Source organism: Citrobacter sp. Cf132 (genome assembly GCF_030333885.1).
Lineage (GTDB): Bacteria > Pseudomonadota > Gammaproteobacteria > Enterobacterales > Enterobacteriaceae > Citrobacter > Citrobacter freundii.
On record NZ_JAOWFA010000070.1, the window covers coordinates 50,399 to 75,640 of the forward strand.

The window sequence follows — 25,242 nt, forward strand, 5'->3', positions numbered from 1 at the left end:
GTTATATGCTGTTGCAACCAGGCCTACAGGGAACGCTGTCTGTAGGCCTGATAAGCGCAGCGCCATCAGGCGCTAACTGTTAAGGTGCAGGATAGGTATACACCTGATGCACCGCTTCAATCTCTGCCAGCACTTCCTCGCTCAACTCCAGATGCAGACTTTCAACATTGGTTTTTAGCTGCTCCATGGTCGTGGCGCCCAGCAAAGTGCTGGCGACAAACGGCTGACGACGCACGAATGCCAGCGCCATTTGCGCAGGATCCAGATTATGGCGTTTCGCGATATCCACATAGGCCGCAACGGCTTTCTGCGTCTGCTCGCCGCTGTAGCGCGTGAAACGGCTAAACAGCGTATTGCGTGCACCGGCAGGTTTCGCGCCGTTCAGGTATTTCCCGGTTAATGTACCGAAGCCCAGGCAAGAGTAGGCCAGCAGCTCAACGCCTTCATACTGGCTCACTTCTGCCAGTCCAACCTCAAAGCTGCGGTTCAGCAGGCTGTAGGGGTTCTGGATGGTGGCGATGCGTGGCAGATCGTGTTTGTCCGCCAGGTGCAGATAGCGCATCACGCCAAATGCGGTTTCATTAGAAACGCCGATGTAGCGAATTTTCCCGGCGCGCTGAAACTCTGCCAATGCGTCCAGCGTGTCCAGCAGGGAAACGACCGGCGCGGAGTCTGTCCAGCTGTAGCCTAACTTACCAAAGCAGTTGGTCGGGCGCTGCGGCCAGTGAACCTGATACAGATCCAGGTAATCGGTTTGCAGTCTTTTCAGGCTGTCGTGCAGCGCTTCACGGATATTTTTACGATCCAGCGCCTGATTCGGGCGGATGCCGCTGTCGTTGTTGCGTGATGGTCCGCTGACCTTAGAAGCGACGATCAGCTTTTCGCGGCTGCCGTGTTTGGCGAGCCAGTTACCTACGTAGGTTTCGGTGAGACCCTGGGTTTCAGGACGCGGCGGTACCGGATACATCTCGGCAACGTCGATCAAATTAATGCCCTGTGCTACGGCATAATCGAGCTGTGCATGTGCGTCGGCTTCGCTGTTTTGTTCACCAAACGTCATTGTGCCCAGCCCCAGTGTACTGACTTCCAGCGAGCTGTGGGGTATACGGTGATATTGCATAGCCGTTTCCTTTTTATAATCACGACATAAGGATTATAAAAATGGCTGAGGGAAGCGAAAAAGGGAAGTAAAATTGTTAAGGCCAGCGCGCTGCTGACCTCAACCATCAGCGTTCAATGATTTGGGACACATCATCGCGGTTAATCTGCATCGCATTGCCCTGCTGGTCGTGATAGCTCACCAGACCGGTATCATCGTCAATTTCTGGTTTTCCATCGGTCAGGATCATTCGACCATCTTTTGTCGCCATTACATAATCGCTGCTGCATCCGGAAACGGCAAAAGCCAGTCCTACGGCGGAAATCAAAACTGCCCATTTTTTCATCTGCTTATCCTCACATGGCCTGCGTCTGACAATAGTTTAGTAATAACGCGAAGTTGTGCAGGGTGAAAGCAGTAAAATCTTAAACTGTGAGAAGGGGTAGGTGTGGTGGGCATTCGCTCCCCTTGCGGGGAGCGATGGATTTCATCAGAGCGGATTTTTTTTATTACGCCACAGATTCAGGGTCTCTACCGCGATAGAGAAGAACATGGCGAAATAGATATATCCTTTCGGAACGTGGACGTCGAAACTTTCCAGAATCAGCGTAAAACCGACCAGAATCAGGAACGAGAGCGCCAGCATTTTTACTGAAGGGTGGCGATCGACAAACTCACCAATTGGGCGAGCAGCAAACATCATCACGCCTACGGCAATCACTACTGCCGCCATCATGATAAACAGATGATCGGACAAACCAACCGCAGTAATCACGGAATCCAGACTGAAGATAATGTCTAACAACATGATCTGCACAATCGCGCCCAGGAAAGAAGATACGCGGGTTTTTAACCCCTCTTCCTCACCTTCAATGGATTCGTGGATCTCCTTGCTGGCTTTCCAGATCAGGAACAATCCCCCCAGCAGAAGGATCAGGTCGCGTGCTGATATTGCCTCGCCAAACAACTCGAATAGCGGGTTTGTCAGTCGCGTTACCCAGGCGATAGAAGCCAGCAGAGCCAGACGCATGATCATCGCCGCCGCCAGCCCAATACGTCGGGCATGATTGCGTTGCGCTGTCGGGAGTTTGGCTACAACCAGAGAAAGGAAAATAATATTGTCGATCCCAAGAACGATCTCCAGCAGCGTCAGCGTACCGAGCGCAAGCCAGGCGTTAGGATCGGTTATCCATGCAAATAACATCGAACAAAGTCCTGCCAAAAAAAAGAAGCGGTAATTATAGGCCCGTAACGCGGCGGGTGAAAGGCCGGGCGGTGCCTATTGCGCCTGGAACAAGAAATGTCGCTCAAGCAATGCGCGGGTGAAGTTCTTTTTCAGGTAAAAGCCGCGTGGCAGGGTCAGGATGGGCTCGCCGTTGGCGCCAATGGCCTCGGTAAGCGCGCGGGCGTTGGCGGCTTTAGGACGCAGTTGCAGTACTTCCCCATGGCGAGCGGTGATGCGTTCGACATGACCTAACACAATCATGTCCATTAATTCTTCCCAGTCCAGACGCAATTGTCGGTCCTCTTCTTCATTCGGGCTCCACAGCAAGGGAGAGCCGACGCGGCGCTCAGCCAGCGGGATGCTGCGTTCGCCTTCTACCGGGATCCACAGAACGCGTTTGAGTTTGTGCCGTACATGGCTGGTTTCCCAGGTGACGCCGGTATTGCCGGTTAACGGTGCCACGCACACAAAGGTGGTTTCCAGCGGTCTGCCAAGACTGTCCACAGGGATCGTTTTCAGCTCCACGCCCAGCGCCGCAAAATCCTGCTCTGGTTTACTGCCCGCGCTGGCACCGAGCCAGATTTCCAGTAGCACGCCAATCCAGCCTTTATCGCGCTTAAGATCCTTCGGCGTAACGATTCCCGCCATTGCCGCTAATTCTCCTAACGCGTAGCCCGAAAGCTGTCGTGCCTGGCTCAGCAACTGGGTTTCAGATTCAGGGGGAGAAAGCAACGGACGGAGTTCTGGCATCGGGTTAACCCTTAGGTGAAAAAATAAGCAATGATTTTATACCGTGTGGACAGAGTTTATCTTTTTCCACATGCTTTATTCAATTATATGATTTATATTGGTTTTTAGATTCACGTTTGCAGAGTTGCGCAACAGCGAAGCGGGTTTTCCAATTCTGGTCACTGACAATGAACAGGATCTTACACCATGTTATCCACAGAAAGATGGGATAACTGTGAAAAACCCCCACTACTGTTTCAATTTACAGCCTTGACGTGCGACGAAAATCGAATTTTCACACAAATTGTGCCTAACTTATTGGCATAATCTGTGGATAAAACCGACGCTGGTCGATCTTTCATCAGCGTGAAGATCGTATGAGTGATGTACATCACATTTCTGTGTGTTTATCTGCGTGGATCAGTTTTAACTTTATGAATGTATAAGACTATTTTTACTCTGTGACGAATGTCTTATTCGGACTGTTCTGGGTTTTCCCATAGTAATTCCGTACTTCTTCACAACTATATCCACAGAAAAGGTGAATAAAATCGCCTTGCTTGCCCTTCTTCTGTTTATAACTCGGCCTTTAACTGTGAGTTATTCAATTGTTATTAGAATATCGCACCCTTAACAGAGTGGTTTACCGCCCCTCAGGAGTGTGAAACAATCGTTTGTATATAAGGTTTATGTTGAGGTAGTCCGGTGATTGATGACGATGGCTACCGCCCGAATGTAGGGATAGTAATTTGTAACCGCCAGGGGCAGGTCATGTGGGCCCGGCGATTTGGTCAGCACTCCTGGCAATTTCCACAAGGTGGGATCAACGCAGGAGAGACAGCAGAGCAGGCGATGTACCGGGAACTCTTTGAAGAAGTGGGTCTCAGTCGTAAAGATGTACGGATCCTTGCTTCTACTCGTAACTGGTTGCGTTACAAGTTACCGAAACGTTTGGTGCGTTGGGACACGAAGCCGGTTTGTATCGGCCAGAAACAAAAGTGGTTTCTTCTGCAATTGGTCAGCAGCGATGCTGAAATCAATATGCAAACCAGCAGTACACCTGAGTTCGACGGCTGGCGCTGGGTGAGTTACTGGTATCCGGTTCGACAGGTGGTGTCATTTAAACGCGATGTCTATCGCAGGGTGATGAAAGAATTCGCAAGTGTTGTCATGGCGCTTCAGGAGAGCACTCCTAAGCCGCAAAGCACACCTGCGTACAGACGTAAAAGAGGTTAAGCTACGCAAATTATGCTCACCCGCCTGCGCGAAATAGTCGAAAAGGTGGCCAGTGCTCCGCGTCTGAATGAAGCGCTCAATATACTGGTTACCGACATCTGTCTTGCGATGGATACAGAGGTCTGTTCGGTTTATCTGGCCGATCACGATCGACGTTGTTATTACCTCATGGCGACCCGGGGACTGAAAAAACCACGTGGTCGCACTGTCGCACTCGCGTTTGATGAAGGTATCGTTGGCCTGGTTGGCAGGCTGGCGGAACCTATCAACCTCGCCGATGCGCAAAAACATCCCAGCTTTAAATACATACCTTCGGTAAAAGAAGAGCGTTTTCGTGCATTCTTAGGCGTACCGATCATTCAGCGTCGCCAGCTTTTAGGTGTGCTGGTGGTGCAGCAGCGTGAACTGCGTCAGTACGATGAAAGTGAAGAGTCTTTCCTCGTCACGCTCGCCACGCAAATGGCGGCCATACTTTCGCAGTCGCAACTAAACGCGCTGTTCGGTCAATACCGGCAAACGCGCATCCGTGCATTGCCTGCCGCCCCCGGCGTGGCAATAGCTGAAGGCTGGCAGGATGCGACGCTACCGCTGATGGAGCAGGTCTATCAGGCTTCAACGCTGGATCCGGTGCTTGAGCGCGAGCGACTGACCGGTGCGTTGGAAGAGGCGGCGAACGAATTCCGCCGCTACAGCAAGCGTTTTACCGCTGGGGCGCAGAAAGAAACGGCGGCGATCTTTGATCTTTACTCGCACTTGCTTTCCGATACCCGTCTGCGCCGCGAGCTGTTTGCGGAAGTGGATAACGGTTCAGTGGCCGAGTGGGCGGTTAAAACGATCATTGAAAAGTTTGCCGAACAATTTGCCGCGCTGAGCGATAACTACCTCAAAGAGCGGGCCGGAGATTTACGCGCGCTCGGCCAGCGTCTGCTGTTCCACCTTGACGACTCTATCCAGGGGCCGAATGCCTGGCCGGAACGCTTCGTACTGGTGGCGGATGAACTTTCGGCGACCACGCTGGCGGAGCTTCCTCAGGACCGGTTAGTCGGCGTGGTTGTCCGGGACGGCGCAGCCAACTCTCATGCGGCAATTATGGTTCGTGCGCTGGGTATCCCTACCGTTATGGGGGCCGATATCCAGCCGTCGGTGCTGCATCGTCGCACGCTGGTGGTGGACGGTTATCGCGGTGAACTGCTGGTCGATCCGGAACCGGTATTGATTCAGGAATACCAGCGTCTTATCAGTGAAGAAATTGAGCTGAGCCGCCTGGCGGAAGACGACGTCAACCAGCCAGCACAGTTGAAAAGCGGCGAGCGCGTGAAGGTGATGCTCAATGCGGGTCTCAGCCCGGAACATGAAGAAAAGCTGGGTAGCAGGATCGACGGTATTGGCCTGTATCGCACCGAAATCCCGTTCATGCTGCAAAGCGGTTTTCCTTCGGAAGAAGAACAGGTTGCGCAGTATCAGGGCATGCTGCAAATGTTTAACGACAAGCCGGTGACCCTACGTACGCTGGATGTCGGTGCCGATAAACAGCTGCCCTACATGCCGATCAGTGAAGAGAACCCGTGCCTTGGCTGGCGAGGGATCCGCATAACGCTCGATCAACCAGAGATCTTTTTGATCCAGGTTCGCGCCATGCTGCGTGCCAACGCGGCAACCGGCAACCTCAGCATTTTGCTGCCGATGGTAACCAGCATTGATGAAGTGGACGAAGCGCGACGTTTGATTGAACGCGCCGGACGCGAAGTGGAGGAGATGATCGGTTACGAGATCCCGAAACCGCGCATTGGCATCATGCTGGAAGTTCCGTCGATGGTGTTCATGCTGCCGCATCTGACAAACCGGATTGACTTTATCTCAGTCGGAACCAACGATCTTACCCAGTACATACTGGCCGTCGATCGTAACAACACACGGGTAGCCAGCATTTATGACAGTCTGCATCCGGGGATGTTACGTGCGCTGGCGATGATTGCGCAGGAAGCCGAAAGAAGCGGTATCGATTTACGCCTGTGTGGTGAAATGGCGGGCGACCCGATGTGCGTGGCTATTCTGATCGGCCTGGGTTTCCGTCATTTGTCGATGAACGGTCGTTCTGTCGCTCGCGTAAAATATCTGCTGCGTCATATCGATTTTGATGAGGCGCAAACGCTGGCGCAGCGCAGCCTGGAAGCGCAGATGGCGGCTGAGGTACGCCATCAGGTAGCGGCCTTTATGGAGCGCCGCGGCATGGGGGGATTGATTCGCGGGGGATTGTAGGCCTGATAAGCGTAGCGTCATCAGGCATTACGGGGTAAAGATTACTTATACAGATCTTTTACATCTTCCCGGCATCCGCTTCTAACCCCTTGTGCTATCATTCGCACCTTTGGAGCGCCTGCATTATGCAGGCGCGCTTATCAATTGCTGTCTGACTTCAGCGAAATAACAAGAACTTGTGGTGACAGATGACCAGTAGCTATCTGCATTTTCCGGATTTCGATCCGGTCATTTTCTCAATCGGACCCGTCGCGCTTCACTGGTACGGCTTAATGTATTTGGTGGGGTTTATTTTTGCGATGTGGCTGGCGACGCGCCGCGCGAATCGCCCGGGCAGTGGCTGGACCAAAAATGAAGTAGAAAACTTACTGTATGCGGGCTTCCTCGGGGTTTTCCTCGGTGGGCGTATTGGTTACGTACTGTTCTATAACTTCGAGTTATTCCTCGATAATCCCCTGTATCTGTTCCGCGTCTGGGACGGCGGTATGTCCTTCCACGGTGGACTTATCGGTGTGATCCTGGTGATGATTATCTTCGCCAAACGCACCAAACGTTCGTTCTTCCAGGTTTCTGATTTCATTGCCCCGCTGATTCCGTTTGGTCTGGGTGCAGGGCGTCTGGGTAACTTTATCAATGGTGAGCTGTGGGGACGCGTTGACCCGAACTTCAAGTACGCCATGCTGTTCCCGGGCTCTCGTACCGAAGATATTTTACTACTGCAAACTAACCCGCAATGGCAGTCTATTTTTGATACCTACGGCTCGCTGCCGCGCCACGCCTCACAGCTTTATGAGATGGCGCTCGAGGGTGTTGTGCTGTTTATCATTCTCAACCTGTACATTCGTAAGCCGCGTCCAATGGGCTCGGTATCCGGTCTGTTCCTGATTGGTTATGGCGCGTTTCGTATTATCGTTGAATTCTTCCGCCAGCCGGATGCGCAGTTTACTGGCACCTGGGTACAGTACATCAGCATGGGGCAGATCCTCTCTATCCCGATGATTGTCGCAGGCATTATTATGATGGTTTGGGCGTACCGCCGCAGCCCACAGCAACACGTTTCCTGAGGAACCATGAAACAGTATTTAGAACTGATGCAAAAAGTGCTGGATGAAGGCACACAGAAAAACGACCGTACCGGAACCGGAACGCTTTCCATTTTTGGTCATCAGATGCGTTTTAATCTGCAGGAAGGGTTCCCGCTGGTTACGACGAAACGCTGCCATTTACGCTCGATCATTCATGAGCTGCTGTGGTTTTTGCAGGGCGACACTAACGTTGCCTACCTGCATGAAAACAACGTCTCAATCTGGGACGAATGGGCGGATGAAAACGGTAATTTAGGCCCGGTTTATGGTAAACAGTGGCGCGCGTGGCCTACGCCAGATGGTCGCCATATTGACCAGATCACCACCGTGTTAAACCAGCTTAAAAATGACCCGGACTCTCGCCGCATTATCGTTTCTGCATGGAACGTCGGTGAGCTGGATAAAATGGCGCTGGCGCCGTGCCATGCGTTCTTCCAGTTTTACGTCGCGGATGGCAAGCTCTCCTGTCAGCTGTATCAGCGTTCGTGCGATGTGTTCCTCGGCCTGCCGTTTAACATTGCCAGCTACGCTTTGCTGGTACACATGATGGCGCAGCAGTGTGATCTGGAAGTGGGTGATTTTGTCTGGACCGGTGGCGACACGCACCTGTACAGCAATCATATGGATCAAACGCATCTGCAGCTTAGCCGTGAACCTCGCGCGTTGCCGAAACTGGTTATTAAACGTAAGCCTGAATCTATCTTTGACTATCGCTTCGAAGACTTTGAAATTGAAGGCTACGATCCGCACCCGGGTATTAAAGCGCCGGTGGCTATCTAACCAGCTTCATGCTGACACAACCGACGCCCGTGCGCGTCGGTTTTTTTTGTCTAAAATCACGTTCTTCGGCGAACATTCCTGAAATAGTGCAACGGTCTGCAACGCGACAAATATTTCCCGTAGCTCGCCGTAGAAACCGAATTTCCCGCTCGTTATTCATTTTCCTCAAGCCATACTGGCGACATGAAAAAACAACAAGGTTACACGCTTCTCGAAACCCTGATTGCGATGCTGATCGTCGCGGCGCTTGGTGCATCTGGGCTGTATGGTTGGCAGCGCTGGCAGCAACAACAGCGGCTGTGGCAGACCGCCTGCCAGGTGCGGGACTACCTGCTGCAACTGCGTGAAGATGCTAACTGGCGCAATCGTGATCACGTCATCAACGTACTCCGCGAAGGGGGGACATGGTGTCTGGCAAGCTCAGCGACATCACAAGCTTCGTGTCAGCCTGTTTCACCGTTGATATTTGCGCCACTCTGGGCTGATGTCGAAATGGCAGATATCACGCCTTCACTGGCTTTTTTTGGACTGCGCAATACGGCATGGGCCGGACATATACGCCTGAAAAATGCGGCAGGGGAATGGCGCGTGGTGGTGTCTGGCTGGGGGCGAATCAGGCTTTGTGAGCGCGATGAGGCCAGATTATGTCAGTAAACGAACGGGGATTTTCACTGCTGGAGGTGCTCATTGCCATGGCGATTAGCAGTATTTTATTACTTAGCTCAGCACGATTTTTACCGGCGCTACAGCGAGAGATTCTGCGTAACACGCGCCAGTTAGCGCTGGAAGATGAAATATGGCAGCGGACCTACACCGTGGCGAAGCATCTTCAACGGGCGGGGTATTGCCGGGGAAACTGTGTCGGAGAGGGACTGGTGATATCGGCTAAGGGGGACTGTGTCATTGCACGCTGGGATGCCAACGGCAACGGCGTTTGGGAGAGCAGTTCCGCGAAAGAGGCTGATGCTATCGGGTTTCGTTTACAGGACAAGGTATTGGAAACCCTGCGTGGAGCCACCGGTTGCACTGGAAAAGGATGGGAGAAAATGACCGATCAGACTACCATCCAGATTGAGGAATTCCAGGTTGAACGGCTGAATTTCAGCGGATATTCCCCGCTTCTTACGCTGCGTTTGCGTGGAGTGAGCAATGACGAACCACAAAAAGTTGTTGAGGCGGTCTACAGCGTTACGGGATTCAACCTGTGAACCGTGAGCGAGGCGTATCCTCTCTGGCAATGGTCCTGTTGCTGCTGGTGCTCGGTAGTCTGCTGCTGGAAGGCGTTAGCAGACAGGAGGCTAGTTTTGCTGCGCGTGTGGTCACACAAAGTCAGGCGCTGCAGCGTCAGGCGGTAGTGCAATCCGCGATGGAATGGGGGCGTATACAACCCTGGCGCTTACAACCCGTCGTACAGTGTCGGCGCGATCCCACGCAGAATGCCGCGGTTTGCCTGCGCCTGCTTACCAATAATTTCGTGCTGCTAATCGCCCACTATGAAGGAGTATTTTTATGGCGTCAGGGGGCGGTTATTGATGGCAACATAGAATTCTCAGCGCATGGCTGGAGCGATTTTTGTCCGCTTAAGGAGCAGACGTTATGCCAGATCCCCTGAACAGTCAGCGTGGCTTTAGTCTGCCGGAAGTTATGCTGGCAATGGTACTGATGATCATGATTGTGACCGCGTTGTCAGGATACCAGCGGGTGCTAATGAACAGCTTTATTATCAGAAACCAGTATCAACAACTCTGGCGTCACGCCTGGCAGCAAAGCCAGCTGTACCAGTTTTCATCGCCTGTGAACTGGCAGGTTAACCGAATGCAGACAACGAGAGCGGGATGTGTCAGCATCAACGTCATAATTTCTTCACCCCTCGGCAGGCAGGGTCAGATGACGCGTCTGCATTGCCCGAATCGTCAGTAGTCAGGAGTCGCTATGTTAAGGGTCTACCACTCCAACCGTCTGGATGTGCTGGAAGCGTTAATGGAGTTTATCGTTGAGCGCGAGCGGCTGGACGACCCCTTTGAGCCTGAGATGATCCTGGTTCAAAGTACCGGTATGGCGCAGTGGTTACAAATGACTCTTGCACAGAAGTTTAGTATTGCCGCCAATATCGATTTTCCGCTGCCCGCGAGTTTTATCTGGGATATGTTTGTGCGTGTGCTGCCGGATATCCCGAAAGAGAGCGCGTTCAGCAAACAGAGCATGAGCTGGAAGTTGATGACGCTGTTGCCGCAATTGCTGGATGGCGATGACTTTGCATTGCTGCGCCACTATCTGACGGACGACACCGATAAACGTAAGCTTTTTCAGCTTTCCTCGCGCGCGGCTGACCTTTTCGACCAGTATTTAGTCTACCGCCCTGACTGGTTGACCCAGTGGGAAGCGGGGCGACTGGTTGAGGGACTCGGCGAGTCTCAGGCCTGGCAGGCACCGTTGTGGAAAGCGCTGGTGGAATACGCCGCGGAGTTGGGCCAGCCGCGTTGGCATCGTGCCAATTTATACCAACGATTTATTCAGACGTTGGAAAACGCGTCCGAGTGCCCGCAGGGACTGCCTTCTCGTGTCTTTATTTGCGGTATTTCGGCGCTACCGCCGGTTTATTTGCAGGCATTGCAAGCGCTGGGTAAGCACATCGATATTCATCTGCTGTTTACCAACCCTTGTCGCTACTACTGGGGAGATATTAAAGATCCTGCCTGGCTGGCGAAGCTGATGGCGCGTCAGCGTCGGCACAGCTTTGAAGAACGGCACCTGCCGCTGTTTCGTGATAACCAGAAAGCCGAAGGATTATTTAACAGCGATGGCGAACAGGATGTGGGCAACCCGATGCTGGCCTCGTGGGGCAAACTGGGGCGTGATTACATTTATTTGCTTTCGGAGCTGGAAAATAGTCAGGAACTGGATGCGTTTGTCGACATTACGCCTGACAACCTTTTGCATAATATTCAATCAGATATTCTGGAACTCGAAAGTCATGCCGTGGCGGGCGTCACGCTGAAAGAATATTCCCGTAGTGACAATAAACGCCGGCTTGATCTGAACGATACCAGCGTGACTTTCCATGTCTGCCATAGCCCACAGCGCGAGGTGGAAATTCTGCATGACCGGCTGTTGGCCATGCTGGAAGCGGACCCAACGCTGACGCCGCGCGATATTATCGTGATGGTGGCGGACATCGACAGCTACAGCCCATTCATTCAGTCGGTCTTTGGCAGTGCACCAGCCGAGCGTTACTTACCTTATGCGATTTCCGACCGTCGGGCACGTCAGTCTCATCCCGTCTTACAGGCTTTTATTAGTCTGCTGTCTCTACCGGATAGCCGTTTTGTCTCAGAGGATGTTCTGGCGTTACTGGATGTCCCCGTGCTGGCGGCGCGTTTCAACATTGATGAAGAAGGGTTGCGCTATCTTCGCTTATGGGTCAATGAATCCGGGATTCGTTGGGGAATTGACGACGATAACGTGCGTGAACTGGAACTTCCGCCTACAGGTCAGCATACCTGGCAATTTGGTTTAACGCGTATGCTGCTCGGCTACGCGATGGAAAGTGCGCAGGGCGAGTGGCAATCGGTGTTGCCTTACGATGAGTCCAGCGGTTTGATTGCCGAGCTGGTAGGGCATCTGGCCTCGTTGCTGATGCAGCTTAATCTTTGGCGTAGAGGGTTAGCGCAGGAACGACCGCTGGAAGAGTGGCTACCTGTTTGTCGGGAAATGCTCAATGATTTCTTCCTGCCGGACGCGGATACCGAAGCGGCGATGACGCTGATTGAACAGCAGTGGCAGGCTATTATCACCGAAGGTTTAGGGGCCGAGTACGGCGATGCTATACCGCTCTCTCTGTTACGTGATGAGCTGGCCCAGCGCCTTGATCAGGAACGCATCAGCCAGCGCTTCCTGGCGGGTCCCGTTAACATTTGTACGCTGATGCCGATGCGCTCCATTCCGTTCAAAGTGGTGTGCCTGCTGGGTATGAACGATGGCGTTTATCCACGCCAGCTTGCGCCGCTGGGCTTTGATTTAATGAGTCAAAAACCGATGCGGGGCGATCGCAGCCGTCGTGATGATGACCGCTATCTGTTCCTCGAAGCATTGATTTCGGCACAGCAGACGCTCTACATCAGCTACATTGGCCGCTCTATCCAGGATAACAGCGAGCGCTTCCCGTCGGTGCTGGTGCAAGAACTGATGGACTACATTGGGCAAAGCCATTATCTGCCGGGTGACGAATTGTTGACCTGCGATCAAAGCGAGGCAAGGGTAAAAGCGCACATTACCCGTTTGCATACCCGTATGCCCTTTGATGCACAAAACTATTTGCCGGGTGAACAGCAAAGCTATGCCCGGGAATGGCTGCCTGCGGCGAGTCTGTCAGGAAAAGCGCACACGGATTTTGTGCAGCCTCTTCCTTTTGAGATGCCTGAAACACTGACGCTGGAAACACTGCAGCGATTTTGGGCACATCCGGTACGCGCCTTTTTCCAGATGCGTTTGAGGGTCAACTTCCGCTCTGAAGAGAGTGAGATCCCGGACACGGAGCCTTTCACCCTTGAAGGATTAACCCGCTATCAGCTTAATCAGCAATTGCTTAATACACTGGTTGAAGAGAACGACGCTGAACGACTGTTCCGCCGTTTTCGTGCGGCGGGCACGCTACCCTATGGGCCGTTTGGCGAAATTCTGTGGGATACGCAGCGTCAGGAGATGCAGTCGCTGGCTGAGCGTATTATCGCCTGTCGTCAGCCCTGTCAGAGCATGGAAATCGATCTTAACTGTAACGGCGTACAAATCACCGGTTGGTTGCCGCAGGTTCAAGAGGACGGTTTGTTGCGCTGGCGCCCATCTTTGATCAGCATTGCGCAGGGCGTGCAACTTTGGCTGGAACATCTTGTCTATTGTGCGAGTGGCGGTACGGGAGAGAGCCGATTATTCCTGCGTAAAGACGGGGAATGGCGTTTTCCGCCGCTGGATGCAGAACAGGCGTTGCTGTATCTGTCGCAACTCATTGAGGGGTATCGGGAAGGCATGTCGTCACCATTGCTGGTATTGCCCGAAAGCGGCGGTGCATGGATAAAAACCTGTTATGACGCCGCAAATGATGCCATGTTAGATGACGATGCAACGTTGCAAAAAGCGCGCAGTAAGTTTCTGCAAGCCTATGAAGGCAACATGATAGTACGTGGCGAAGGTGATGATATCTGGTATCAGCGTCTTTGGCGTCAACTGGATGCTGATACGCTGGAGACTATTGTTTTACAGTCTCAACGTTACCTGTTACCGATTTTTCGCTTCAATCAGTCATGATGGCTGTATAAAAATTGCGCAATTCGATAGCTTCCACTATGATGCGCATTCTGTCACGGACTGATTCTTACAAAGAGAAGATGCTGGCTCGTTCAGCACATAGTCTTGCCCTGTTCAGACCATGTATTTATGCGTGGTTTGTAGTGAACAGGTGAATACGTTAATGATGAGGTTTGTGAATGCCCCGCAGCACCTGGTTCAGCGCATTACTGTTGTTCGTCGCCCTTTGGGTTCCCGTAAGTCAGGCAGATACCGGTTGGCAGCCTTTAGCTGAAACCATCCGTAAAAGCGATAAAGATACCCGTCAGTATCAGGCCGTGCGCCTTGATAACGGCATGGTTGTGCTGCTGGTATCCGATCCTCAGGCCGTGAAATCCCTTTCTGCACTGGTAGTCCCCGTGGGCTCGCTGGAAGATCCGGACGATCATCAGGGGCTGGCGCACTATCTCGAACACATGTGCCTGATGGGCTCGAAAAAATACCCGCAGCCGGACAGCCTGGCTGAATTTCTGAAAATGCACGGCGGTAGCCACAATGCCAGCACTGCGCCTTATCGTACGGCCTTCTATCTTGAAGTCGAAAACGACGCGTTGGTGGGGGCGGTGGATCGCCTGGCGGATGCTATTGCCGATCCATTGTTGGATAAAAAATATGCCGACCGTGAGCGTAACGCGGTTAACTCCGAGCTGACGCTGGCGCGTACCCGAGACGGGATGCGTATGGCGCAGGTGAGCGCTGAGACTATCAACCCGGCGCACCCTGGCTCGCGTTTCTCTGGCGGGAATCTAGAGACATTAAGCGACAAACCTGGCAACCCGGTGGTACAGGCGTTACAAAAATTTCATGAAAAGTACTACTCCGCGAACCTGATGAAGGCGGTGATTTATAGCAATAAACCGCTGCCAGAGCTGGCGCGGATAGCGGCTGACACCTTTGGGCGCGTGCCGAACAGAAATATCGAAAAGCCTGAAATTACCGTACCGGTCGTCACTGACGCGCAAAAGGGCATCATCATCCACTATGTTCCGGCAATGCCGCGTAAAGTATTGCGCGTCGAGTTTCGTATTGATAACAACAGCGTGCAGTTCCGCAGTAAAACCGATGAGCTGGTGACCTACCTGATTGGCAATCGTAGTCCGGGCACATTGTCTGACTGGCTGCAAAAGCAGGGCCTGGTTGAAGGTATTCGCGCAGACTCCGATCCGGTGGTCAACGGGAACAGCGGCGTGTTAGCCATTTCCGCGACGTTAACCGACAAGGGGCTGGCGAATCGCGATGAAGTTGTCGCGGCAATCTTTAGCTACCTCAATTTGTTACGCGAGAAAGGCGTCGATAAACGCTATTTTGACGAGCTGGCACATGTGCTGGATCTCGATTTCCGTTATCCCTCCATCACCCGTGATATGGACTACGTGGAATGGCTAGCTGATACCATGATCCGCGTTCCCGTCGAGCATACGCTGGATGCGGTGAATATTGCTGACCAGTACGATGCGAAAGCTGTTGAGCAACGTCTGGCAATGATGACGCCGCAGAATGCGCGTATCTGGTATATCAGCGCGAAAGAGCCGCATAATAAAACCGCTTATTTTGTCGATGCGCCTTACCAGGTGGATAAAATCAGCGACAAAACCTTTGCCGACTGGCAGCAAAAAGCACAGGGTATTGCGCTGTCGTTACCGGAGGTGAACCCCTACATTCCGGATGATTTCACGCTGATTAAGACGGATAAAAAATACGCTCATCCGGAGCTGATTGTTGATGAGCCGGATTTACGCGTGGTGTATGCCCCGAGCCAGTATTTTGCCAGCGAGCCGAAGGCTGACGTCAGCGTGATCCTGCGTAACCCGAAAGCCATGGACAGCGCCCGCAACCAGGTCTTATTCGCACTTAACGATTACCTGGCGGGGATTGCGCTCGATCAGTTAAGTAACCAGGCATCGGTAGGTGGAATTGGTTTCTCTACCAACGCTAACAATGGGTTGATGCTTAACGCCAACGGCTACACCCAACGTTTGCCGCAGCTTTTTCAGGCGCTGCTGAGCGGCTATTTCAGCTATACCTCAACGGATGAACAACTGGAACAGGCGAAATCCTGGTATGCCCAGATGATGGATTCCGCAGAAAAGGGTAAAGCCTACGATCAGGCTATTATGCCGGTGCAGATGCTTTCTCAGGTGCCTTATTTTTCACGTGATGAGCGCCGTCAGTTGCTGCCTTCCATCACCCTGAAAGAGGTGATGACCTACCGCGACGCCTTAAAAACCGGTGCGCGACCTGAATTCCTGGTCATTGGTAATATGAGCGAAGCTCAGACAACGAGCATGGCGCGGGATATCCAAAAACAGCTTGGTGCGAACGGGTCACAGTGGTGTCGCAACAAAGATGTGGTGGTGGACAAGAAGCAGTCCGTCATCTTTGAAAAAGCAGGCAGCAGCACGGATTCAGCACTGGCGGCGGTATTTGTGCCAACCGGATACGATGAATACGCCAGTTCAGCCTACAGCGCCATGTTGGGGCAGATTGTTCAGCCGTGGTTCTACAATCAGCTGCGTACTGAAGAGCAGTTAGGTTACGCCGTATTTGCTTTCCCGATGAGCGTTGGCCGTCAGTGGGGAATGGGGTTCCTGCTGCAAAGCAGTGATAAGCAGCCGTCTTACCTCTGGGAGCGTTATAAAGCGTTCTTCCCGACGGCGGAAGCGAAGCTGCGGGCGATGAAACCTGAAGAGTTCGCGCAAATTCAGCAGGCGATTATTGCGCAAATGCTGCAGGCGCCGCAAACGCTGGGGGCAGAAGCCTCACAGTTAAGCAAAGATTTTGATCGCGGCAATATGCGCTTCGATTCACGTGATAAAATAGTGGCTCAGATTAAACTGCTGACGCCGCAAAAACTTGCCGACTTCTTCCATCAGGCGGTGGTTGAGCCGCAAGGCATGGCGATATTGTCACAGGTTTCCGGTAGTCAGAACGGGCAAGCAGAATATGTGCACCCGGAAGGCTGGAAAGTGTGGCAGACCGTCAGCGCGTTGCAGCAAACCTTACCCCTGATGAGTGATAAGAATGAATGATGCCGCTGAGTCCCTTGATCCACTGCGTTTGCCCCTGACGGGCGAGCGTCTGATTGAAGCCTCTGCGGGCACCGGTAAAACCTTTACCATCGCCGCCCTGTATTTACGTTTACTGCTTGGACTGGGCGGCTCTGCCGCCTTTCCTCGTCCTCTGACCGTCGAAGAACTGCTGGTAGTCACCTTCACTGAGGCGGCTACCGAAGAGTTGCGCGGTCGAATTCGTAGCAACATTCATGAACTGCGAATTGCCTGCCTGCGTGAAACCACCGACAACCCGCTATATGCCCGTTTGTTAGATGAAATTGCCGATAAAAAACAGGCCGCTCAGTGGCTGTTATTGGCTGAAAGACAGATGGATGAAGCGGCGGTGTTTACCATCCACGGTTTTTGTCAGCGTATGCTCAGCCTTAACGCCTTTGAGTCTGGCATGCTGTTCGAACAGCAGCTGATAGAAGATGAATCGCTGCTGCGCTATCAGGCCTGCGCGGACTTCTGGCGTCGGCACTGCTACCCGCTGCCCCGCGACATTGCGCAGGTGGTTTTTGAAACGTGGAAAGGGCCGCAGGCGCTGCTGAGAGATATCGATCGCTATCTGCAAGGGGAAGCACCGGTTATCAAGGCTCCTCCGCCCGATGACGAAACGCTGGCCTCCCGGCATGAACACATTCTCGCGCGCATTAACCAGATCAAGCAGCAATGGCGTGATTCTGTTGATGAGCTGGATGGTCTGCTGGAAGCCTCCGGGATCGATCGGCGTAAATTTAATCGCGCTAACCAGGGTAAGTGGATCGAAAAGATCAGCGCATGGGCGCAGGAAGAAACCCAAAGCTATCAGCTGCCTGATGCGTTGGAGAAATTCTCCCAGCGCTTTTTAGAAGAGCGAACCAAAGCGGGCGGCGTAACGCCTCAGCACCCGCTTTTCGTCGCTATTGATGAACTGCTTAGCGAACCGTTAACCCTGCGCGATCTGGTGATCACCCGGGCGCTGGCGGAGATCCGCGCGGCGGTTGCCGAGGAGAAACGCCGCCGCGGCGAGCTGGGTTTTGACGATATGCTCAGCCGTCTGGATGCAGCGTTGCGCAGTGAAAGCGGCGATGCGCTGGCGACGGCTATTCGCACCCGTTTTCCGGTTGCCATGATCGATGAATTCCAGGATACCGATCCGCAGCAGTACCGTATTTTTCGTCGGATCTGGCAGCATCAGCCGGATACCGCACTTCTGCTGATTGGCGATCCAAAACAGGCGATTTACGCGTTTCGCGGCGCGGATATCTTCACCTATATGAAGGCGCGCAGCGAAGTCAGCGCACACTATACGCTTGATACCAACTGGCGTTCGGCCCCTGGCATGGTCAATAGCGTGAATACGCTTTTCAGCCAGATGGACGACGCCTTTATGTTCCGCGAAATCCCCTTCAGCCCGGTAAAATTCGCAGAAAAAAACCAGTCGCTTCAGTTTGTTTTACACGGTGAAACGCAGCCAGCCATGAGTATGTGGCTGATGGAAGGGGAAAGCTGTGGCGTCGGCGACTATCAGAACTACATGGCGCAGGTGTGCGCCACGCAAATTCGCGACTGGCTTAAGGCCGGACATTCTGGCGCTGCGCAACTGGTCAGTGGCAAAGCATCCAGCCCGGTACGCGCGTCGGACATCAGCGTACTGGTACGTAGCCGCCAGGAAGCGGCGCTGGTCCGCGATGCGCTGACGCAACTGGCCATTCCCTCCGTCTACCTCTCTAACCGTGACAGCGTATTTGAAACGCTGGAAGCGCAGGAGCTGCTGTGGGTGCTGCAGGCGGTGATGACACCGGAGCGTGAGAACACGCTGCGTAGCGCGCTGGCGACCTCAATGATGGGGCTGAATGCGCAGGATCTTGAAGCGTTAAATAACGACGAAAATGCCTGGGATGCGGTGGTCGAGGAGTTCGATGGTTATCGTCAGATCTGGCATAAACGCGGCGTGATGCCGATGCTGCGCGCGCTGATGGCTGCCCGCCAGATTGCGGAGAACCTGCTGGCGACGGCGGGGGGCGAACGTCGACTGACCGACATTTTACATATCAGCGAACTGTTGCAGGAAGCGGGCTCGCAGCTGGAAAGCGAGCATGCGCTGGTGCGCTGGTTGTCCCAGCATATTCTTGAACCCGACAGCAATGCGTCCAGTCAGCAGCTCAGGCTCGAAAGCGACAAGCATTTGGTTAAAATCGTCACCATCCATAAATCGAAAGGGCTGGAATATCCGCTGGTCTGGCTGCCATTTATCACCAATTTCCGCGTCCAGGATCAGGCTTTCTACCACGATCGCAGCTCCTTTGAAGCGGTGCTGGATCTCAGCGATGCCGAGGAGAGCGTTGAGCTGGCAGAAGCGGAACGTCTGGCGGAAGACCTGCGTTTGCTGTATGTCGCGCTAACCCGTTCGGTATGGCACTGCAGCCTTGGCGTTGCGCCGTTGGTACGACGTCGGGGCGATAAAAAAGGGGATACCGATGTGCATCAGAGCGCCCTTGGTCGCCTGTTACAAAAAGGTGAGCCGATGGATGCCGCGGGTCTGCGTAGCGCGATTGAAGCGCTTTGCAGCAACGATATTGCTTGCCAGACTCCCGCGCAACCTGACGGCGAACCCTGGCAGGTTGCGCAGTCTGTTAGCAGTGAACTGAGTGCAAAAATACTGCAGCGTACGCCCGGCGATAGCTGGCGCGTGACCAGTTATTCCGGTCTGCAACAGCGTGGACATGGTATTGCGCAGGATCTGATCCCTCGACTGGATATCGATGCCGCAGGCGTCGGTGAGGTTATTGAAGAATCAGGACTCACACCGCATCAGTTCCCGCGCGGCGCTTCGCCGGGTACGTTCTTGCATAGCCTGTTTGAAAATCTCGATTTTACGCAACCGGTGGATCCGCATTGGGTCGAGGAGCAACTGGCGTTGGGCGGTTATGACGCGCACTGGACGCCGGTTTTGACCGAATGGCTGGACGCCATTTTGCAGGCGCCTCTCAACGAGACGGGCGTGAGTTTGAGCCAGCTTTCCGCGCGAGAAAAACAGGTGGAGATGGAGTTTTATCTGCCGATTTCGCAGCCGCTGATGGCCAGCCAACTTGATGCGTTGATTCGTCAGTACGATCCGCTCTCGGCGGGGTGCCCTGCGTTGGACTTTATGCAGGTGCGCGGCATGCTAAAAGGCTTTATTGACCTGGTATTCCGCCATCAGGGGCGCTATTACCTGCTCGATTACAAATCGAACTGGCTGGGTGAAGACAGCTCCGCCTATACGCAGCAGGCGATGGCCTCTGCCATGCAGGCGCATCGCTACGACCTGCAGTATCAACTTTATACCCTGGCGCTGCATCGCTACTTGCGCCATCGCATTGCTGATTACGATTATGAACGCCATTTTGGCGGCGTTATCTATCTCTTCCTGCGTGGCGTTGACCGTGAAAATCCGCAGCAGGGAATTTATGCGACCCGACCTGACGGAGAGTTGATCGCTTTGATGGACGAGTTGTTTGCCGGTGTGCCGCTGGAGGAGATGTCATGACAATCCAGAAACGATTACTGGAAGCCGTTGAGCAAAAGCAGCTCCGCCCTCTGGATGCCCAGTTCGCGCTGGCGGTTGCCGGAAATGATAACCCTGCCGTTGCGCTGGCAGCGGCGTTGCTCAGCCGTGAAGCAGGAGAAGGGCACGTCTGCTTACCGCTTTCGCGTCTATCCCGAAGTGAGGACGCCCATCCTCTGTTAAGCGCCTGGCTCGCTGAAGCGGGAGAGCCCGAAGACTGGGCGGAATGCCTGCTGGCCTCCGGGGCGGTAAGCCGTGGCGAGCAGCCCACACCGCTGGTGCTGTACGGCGATCGTTTGTATCTGAACCGGATGTGGCATAACGAACGCGCGGTGGCGCGCTTTTTCGGTGAAGTTAACTACGCCATTGAGGTGGATGAACAACGGCTGACCCACACGCTGGCAGCGCTGTTTCCGCCCGTTGAAGGCGTTAACTGGCAAAAAGTGGCCGCTGCTGTCGCGCTGACCCGTCGTATATCGGTGATCTCCGGTGGGCCGGGGACCGGAAAAACAACAACGGTGGCGAGGCTTCTGGCGGCGTTGATTCAGATGGCGGACGGTGAACGCTGTCGTATTCGTCTGGCGGCGCCCACGGGAAAAGCGGCAGCACGTCTGACCGCCTCGCTGGGCGCGGCGTTGCGTGAACTGCCGCTGACCGATGAGCAAAAGAAGCGCATTCCCGATGATGCCAGTACGCTGCATCGATTATTAGGCGCTCAGCCTGGTAGCCAACGCTTGCGGCATCATGCAGGAAACCCGCTGCATCTTGACGTGCTGGTAGTGGATGAAGCCTCGATGATCGATTTGCCGATGATGTCGCGCCTTATCGATGCGCTACCGCCACACGGGCGGGTGATTTTTCTGGGCGATCGCGACCAGCTCGCTTCTGTTGAAGCGGGGGCGGTGCTGGGGGATATCTGTGCTTTCGTCGGTGATGGTTTTACCCCGGAGCGTGCCCGCCAGCTTAGTCGCCTGACTGAAACCACTATTCCGGCTGGTTCGGGAACTCAGGCGGCTGCTCTGCGCGACAGTTTGTGCCTGCTGCAAAAGAGCTACCGTTTCGGTAGCGATTCCGGGATCGGTCAGTTGGCTGCGGCGATTAATCGTGGTGACAAAGCCGCGATAAAAACGGTCTTCCAGCAGGGATTTAGCGACATCGAAAAACGCGCTCTGCACAGCAGCGAAGATTACGCTGCGATGCTGGAGGAAGCGCTAGCGGGTTATGGTCACTATCTGGATTTACTGCGCGAGCGCGCCGAGCCGGATGCTGTCATTCAGGCCTTCAATGAGTATCAGCTATTGTGTGCCCTGCGGGAAGGTCCGTTTGGCGTGGGTGGTTTGAATGAACGCATTGAGCAGGTGATGGTGCAAAAACGCAAAATTCACCGTTCGACGCATAGCCGCTGGTATGAAGGAAGGCCAGTGATGATCGCGCGCAATGAGAGTTCGCTGGGATTATTTAACGGTGATATTGGCATTGCCCTGGATCGTGGGCAGGGTCTGAGGGTGTGGTTTGCGCTGCCGGACGGTTCTATCAAATCGGTTCAGCCCAGCCGCTTGCCTGAACATGAAACCACCTGGGCAATGACGGTGCATAAATCGCAGGGATCTGAGTTTGACCACGCGGCGTTGATTTTACCCAACCAGCATTCACCTGTGGTGACTCGCGAACTGGTCTATACCGCCGTTACCCGCGCGCGCCGTCGTTTGTCGCTGTATGCCGATGAGCGGATATTGAGTGGCGCCATTGCCACCCGAACCGAACGCCGCAGCGGATTGTCGGCGTTGTTTAATGATGGCATGATGTAGGCCGGACATGCGTCAGCGCCATCCGGCTGTGTGCCTGATGGCGACGCTATCGCGTCTGATCAGCCTACGATCTGCATACCAAAGATGTGCCAGCGAACTGTATGCTGCATCCGGCAACCACTCCTATGCCAAATCCGCCATCAGCACTTTTGACCGCCGCTGATAGTTGTACATCTCTTTTTTGCTTTCCGGCAGCAGGTCGATATCTACCGGCGTGAAGCCTCGCTCCTGAAACCAGTGAATGCTGCGCGTGGTCAGCACGAACAGCTTGCTCAGCCCCATCTGCCGGGCCTGCGCGGCGATCCGTTCCAGCAACACTTCCCCGCGCGACGAGCTACGGTAGTCCGGATGTACCGCTACGCACGCCATTTCGCCAATTCTCTCTTCCGGGAAAGGGTACAGAGCGGCACAGGCGATAGTCAGGTTATCACGCTGAATAATCGTGAATTTGTCGATCTCCATTTCCAACTGCTCGCGCGAGCGGCGGACCAGAATACCTTGCTGTTCCAGCGGGCGGATAAGCTCCAGAATCCCGCCGATATCGTTAATGGTAGCGCGACGGATCTGCTCGGCGCTTTCCATCACGATCTGCGTACCGATGCCGTCACGGGAGAACAGTTCTTGCAGCAATGCACCATCTTCCTGATAGCTGATCAGATGGCAGCGGCGTACGCCACTGCGACAGGCTTTCACTGCTCCGCGCAGAAAGCGCACCGTACCGGAGCTGTAATCGCCTTTCTCTTCCTGCAACTCAACGCGAGTCTGAGCTTCGTTAGGAAACAACTCGGAAATAATATCGCCATCATCGTTGGTGACACCCTGAGACGAGCAAAAACCGATCATTTTCTCTGCCTTCAGTTTGATAGCCAACTGCGTGGCGACCTCTTCTGACGTCAGATTAAAGCTCTCACCAGTGACGGAAACGGCGACTGGGCCCATCAGCACAATCGCGCCGCTATCTAACTGGCGGTGAATGGCATCTTCATCGATGCGACGAATACGCCCGCTATGGCAGTAATCTACGCCGTCATCAACGCCCAGCGGCTGGGAGATAATAAAATTACCGCTGACCACATTGATGTGTGCACCCTGCAATGGCGTATTATTCAGGCTCATCGACAGGCGGGCGGTAATATCAAGCTGAAGTAGCCCCGCAGCCTGTTTGACCAGCTCCAGCGTTTTCGCATCGGTGACGCGCGTGTTTTTGTGGTACACCGGCTCATGATGATGCGCCGCAAGATTGGCATCAATCTGCGGTCGTGCGCCATAGACCACGACCAGGCGGATGCCGAGGCTATGAAGAAGGCCAATGTCATTGACGATACTGGAAAAGTTTTCATGCTCTATGGCTTCGCCGCCCAGCATAATGACAAACGTTTTTCCCCGATGGGTATTGATATAGGGAACAGAATGGCGGAATCCCTGTACCAGTTCGGTTCTACGCTCCTTCACCACGGCACACCCTCATTGCATGATTATTCGTAATTTGTGTATTTTTATTCTGTTTTTGCGCTGTGCGCAAGTGTAATTTTTACCCATGCCGAAGATTTTTCTCAGTAATGCCGTGAATATAAAAAGAATGTTTACCCTTTTATAGATGACAGATTATGCGTCATTCGCTAAAGTTTCCGGTCAATTCGGACGTTTTACGTATTACCTCTAAAAAGATTTCTTTTGCTCGGGAGAAGCATGTCGGGATCCAATTCAGCAATCAGTCGCCGCCGTTTATTGAAAGGTGCGGGTGCTATGTGGCTTTTGAGCGTCAGCCAGGTGGGTCTGGCAGCCGTGAGTCAGGTCGTTGCCGTACGTATCTGGCCTGCGTCCAGCTACACTCGCGTCACGGTAGAATCTAACCGTCTGCTGAAATACAAACAGTTTGCCCTGAGTAATCCTGAGCGTGTGGTTGTGGATATTGAAGACGTTAATTTGAACTCGGTGCTCAAGGGCATTGGGACGCAGATTCGTCCTGACGATCCGTATATTAAGTCGGCGCGCGTTGGCCAGTTTGATCCAAAGACTGTGCGGATGGTGTTCGAGCTGAAACAGAATGTGAAGCCGCAACTTTTTGCGTTGGCTCCGGTGGCAGGCTTTAAAGAACGTCTGGTGATGGATCTCTATCCCGCGAATGCCCAGGACGTTCAGGACCCGCTGCTGGCATTGCTGGAAGATTACAACAAGGGCGATCTGGATAAACAGGTGCCACCTGCACAAAGTGGCCCGCAGCCGGGTAAAGCGGGGCGCGATCGTCCCATTGTCATTATGTTGGATCCAGGCCACGGCGGAGAAGACTCCGGTGCGGTGGGGAAATACAAGACGCGTGAAAAGGATGTGGTGCTGCAGATTGCCCGCCGCCTGCGAGCCCTCATAGAGAAAGAGGGCAACATGAAGGTCTTTATGACACGAAATGAAGATATCTTCATTCCTCTTAAAGTCCGCGTGGCGAAAGCGCAGAAGCAGCGTGCAGACCTGTTTGTCTCTATTCACGCCGATGCTTTTACCAGTCGACAACCCAGCGGTTCTTCGGTGTTTGCTCTCTCGACCAAAGGTGCGACCAGTACCGCAGCGAAATATCTGGCGCAGACCCAGAACGCCTCGGATCTCATCGGTGGCGTCAGTAAGAGCGGTGACCGTTACGTCGACCACACCATGTTTGACATGGTGCAGTCGCTGACCATCGCCGACAGCCTGAAGTTTGGTAAAGCGGTATTGAATAAGCTTGGTAAAATCAACAACCTGCATAAGAATCAGGTTGAACAGGCCGGGTTTGCGGTACTAAAAGCGCCGGATATCCCGTCCATTCTGGTCGAAACGGCATTTATCAGTAACGTTGAGGAAGAGCGCAAACTCAAAACGGCGACCTTCCAGCAGGAAGTTGCAGAGTCGATTCTGGCAGGGATTAAAGCCTATTTTGCCGATGGGGCGACGCTGGCGAGAAGGGGATAACAAAAAAGCGCTGAAAAGCGCTTTTTTTACGGACCACAGATACAAAAAAACACCCGTCAGGGTGTTCATAATGTTGGTTGCGGGGGCCGGATTTGAACCGACGACCTTCGGGTTATGAGCCCGACGAGCTACCAGGCTGCTCCACCCCGCGTC

General features: G+C 53.7%; 18 protein-coding genes and 1 tRNA gene. 13 read left to right on the forward strand and 6 right to left on the reverse strand.

The features are described from left to right. Nucleotides 1–79: 79 nt before the first annotated feature. From OGV85_RS20035 to mutH, 4 genes are all read right to left on the reverse strand, one after another. Nucleotides 80–1,120, reverse strand: coding sequence for an NADP(H)-dependent aldo-keto reductase (locus tag OGV85_RS20035; RefSeq protein WP_003033954.1), 1,041 nt, complete (start codon nucleotides 1,118–1,120; stop codon nucleotides 80–82). Nucleotides 1,121–1,226: 106 nt separating this feature from the next. Further along, complete coding sequence (gene ygdR, locus OGV85_RS20040; protein ID WP_000758660.1) at nucleotides 1,227–1,445, reverse strand: lipoprotein YgdR; 219 nt, start codon at nucleotides 1,443–1,445, stop codon at nucleotides 1,227–1,229. A 144-nt stretch (nucleotides 1,446–1,589) separates the two neighbouring features. Further along, on the reverse strand, nucleotides 1,590–2,303 hold the full coding sequence (locus tag OGV85_RS20045; RefSeq protein ID WP_003033961.1) for a TerC family protein: 714 nt from the start codon (nucleotides 2,301–2,303) through the stop codon (nucleotides 1,590–1,592). Nucleotides 2,304–2,378: 75 nt separating this feature from the next. Next, nucleotides 2,379–3,074, reverse strand: coding sequence for a DNA mismatch repair endonuclease MutH (mutH, locus tag OGV85_RS20050; protein ID WP_032949959.1), 696 nt, complete (start codon nucleotides 3,072–3,074; stop codon nucleotides 2,379–2,381). Between the two features lie 684 nt (nucleotides 3,075–3,758). Between mutH and rppH the strand changes: the two genes are divergently transcribed. The 12 genes from rppH (at nucleotide 3,759) to recD (ending at nucleotide 22,146) form a co-directional block, all read left to right on the forward strand. Then, complete coding sequence (rppH, locus tag OGV85_RS20055) at nucleotides 3,759–4,289, forward strand: RNA pyrophosphohydrolase (protein WP_003033982.1); 531 nt, start codon at nucleotides 3,759–3,761, stop codon at nucleotides 4,287–4,289. Between the two features lie 12 nt (nucleotides 4,290–4,301). Then, entirely contained in the window at nucleotides 4,302–6,548 is a 2,247-nt protein-coding gene (ptsP, locus tag OGV85_RS20060) for a phosphoenolpyruvate--protein phosphotransferase (protein WP_003033984.1), read from the forward strand. A gap of 188 nt (nucleotides 6,549–6,736) precedes the next feature. Next, nucleotides 6,737–7,612, forward strand: coding sequence for a prolipoprotein diacylglyceryl transferase (lgt, locus tag OGV85_RS20065; RefSeq protein WP_003846461.1), 876 nt, complete (start codon nucleotides 6,737–6,739; stop codon nucleotides 7,610–7,612). Nucleotides 7,613–7,618: 6 nt separating this feature from the next. Beyond that, entirely contained in the window at nucleotides 7,619–8,413 is a 795-nt protein-coding gene (gene thyA, locus OGV85_RS20070; protein ID WP_003033990.1) for a thymidylate synthase, read from the forward strand. Between the two features lie 183 nt (nucleotides 8,414–8,596). Continuing rightward, complete coding sequence (locus OGV85_RS20075) at nucleotides 8,597–9,067, forward strand: prepilin peptidase-dependent protein (RefSeq protein WP_003033993.1); 471 nt, start codon at nucleotides 8,597–8,599, stop codon at nucleotides 9,065–9,067. Further along, entirely contained in the window at nucleotides 9,058–9,621 is a 564-nt protein-coding gene (locus OGV85_RS20080; protein WP_061548010.1) for a prepilin peptidase-dependent protein, read from the forward strand. The genes OGV85_RS20075 and OGV85_RS20080 overlap by 10 nt, the downstream gene beginning before the upstream one ends. Beyond that, on the forward strand, nucleotides 9,618–10,025 hold the full coding sequence (locus OGV85_RS20085; RefSeq protein WP_032937462.1) for a DUF2509 family protein: 408 nt from the start codon (nucleotides 9,618–9,620) through the stop codon (nucleotides 10,023–10,025). The genes OGV85_RS20080 and OGV85_RS20085 overlap by 4 nt, the downstream gene beginning before the upstream one ends. Beyond that, nucleotides 10,010–10,333 carry a prepilin-type N-terminal cleavage/methylation domain-containing protein gene (locus tag OGV85_RS20090; protein WP_003846470.1) on the forward strand — a complete coding sequence of 108 codons (324 nt, stop codon included), beginning with the start codon at nucleotides 10,010–10,012 and terminating at the stop codon, nucleotides 10,331–10,333. The genes OGV85_RS20085 and OGV85_RS20090 overlap by 16 nt, the downstream gene beginning before the upstream one ends. Before the next feature lie 12 nt (nucleotides 10,334–10,345). Next, nucleotides 10,346–13,714 (forward strand): exodeoxyribonuclease V subunit gamma, encoded by a 3,369-nt coding sequence (recC, locus tag OGV85_RS20095; protein ID WP_061548009.1) that lies wholly within the window; start codon nucleotides 10,346–10,348, stop codon nucleotides 13,712–13,714. Between the two features lie 179 nt (nucleotides 13,715–13,893). Further along, the gene (ptrA, locus tag OGV85_RS20100) at nucleotides 13,894–16,782 is read left to right on the forward strand and encodes a pitrilysin (RefSeq protein WP_061548008.1); all 2,889 of its coding nucleotides are present in this window, start codon (nucleotides 13,894–13,896) and stop codon (nucleotides 16,780–16,782) included. Next, on the forward strand, nucleotides 16,775–20,320 hold the full coding sequence (gene recB / locus OGV85_RS20105; protein ID WP_061548007.1) for an exodeoxyribonuclease V subunit beta: 3,546 nt from the start codon (nucleotides 16,775–16,777) through the stop codon (nucleotides 20,318–20,320). Before ptrA ends, recB begins: the two co-directional genes overlap by 8 nt. Then, nucleotides 20,317–22,146 (forward strand): exodeoxyribonuclease V subunit alpha, encoded by a 1,830-nt coding sequence (recD, locus tag OGV85_RS20110; RefSeq protein ID WP_003846475.1) that lies wholly within the window; start codon nucleotides 20,317–20,319, stop codon nucleotides 22,144–22,146. The genes recB and recD overlap by 4 nt, the downstream gene beginning before the upstream one ends. Before the next feature lie 123 nt (nucleotides 22,147–22,269). Here the strand turns inward: recD and argA are convergent, their stop codons facing one another. Then, nucleotides 22,270–23,601, reverse strand: a complete 1,332-nt coding sequence (gene argA / locus OGV85_RS20115; protein ID WP_061548006.1) for an amino-acid N-acetyltransferase — start codon at nucleotides 23,599–23,601, stop codon at nucleotides 22,270–22,272. A 234-nt stretch (nucleotides 23,602–23,835) separates the two neighbouring features. Between argA and amiC the strand changes: the two genes are divergently transcribed. Next, complete coding sequence (gene amiC, locus OGV85_RS20120; RefSeq protein WP_003034016.1) at nucleotides 23,836–25,089, forward strand: N-acetylmuramoyl-L-alanine amidase AmiC; 1,254 nt, start codon at nucleotides 23,836–23,838, stop codon at nucleotides 25,087–25,089. A 74-nt stretch (nucleotides 25,090–25,163) separates the two neighbouring features. Here amiC and OGV85_RS20125 read toward each other — a convergent pair. Then, nucleotides 25,164–25,240, reverse strand: a tRNA-Met gene (locus tag OGV85_RS20125). Nucleotides 25,241–25,242 lie beyond the last annotated feature (2 nt).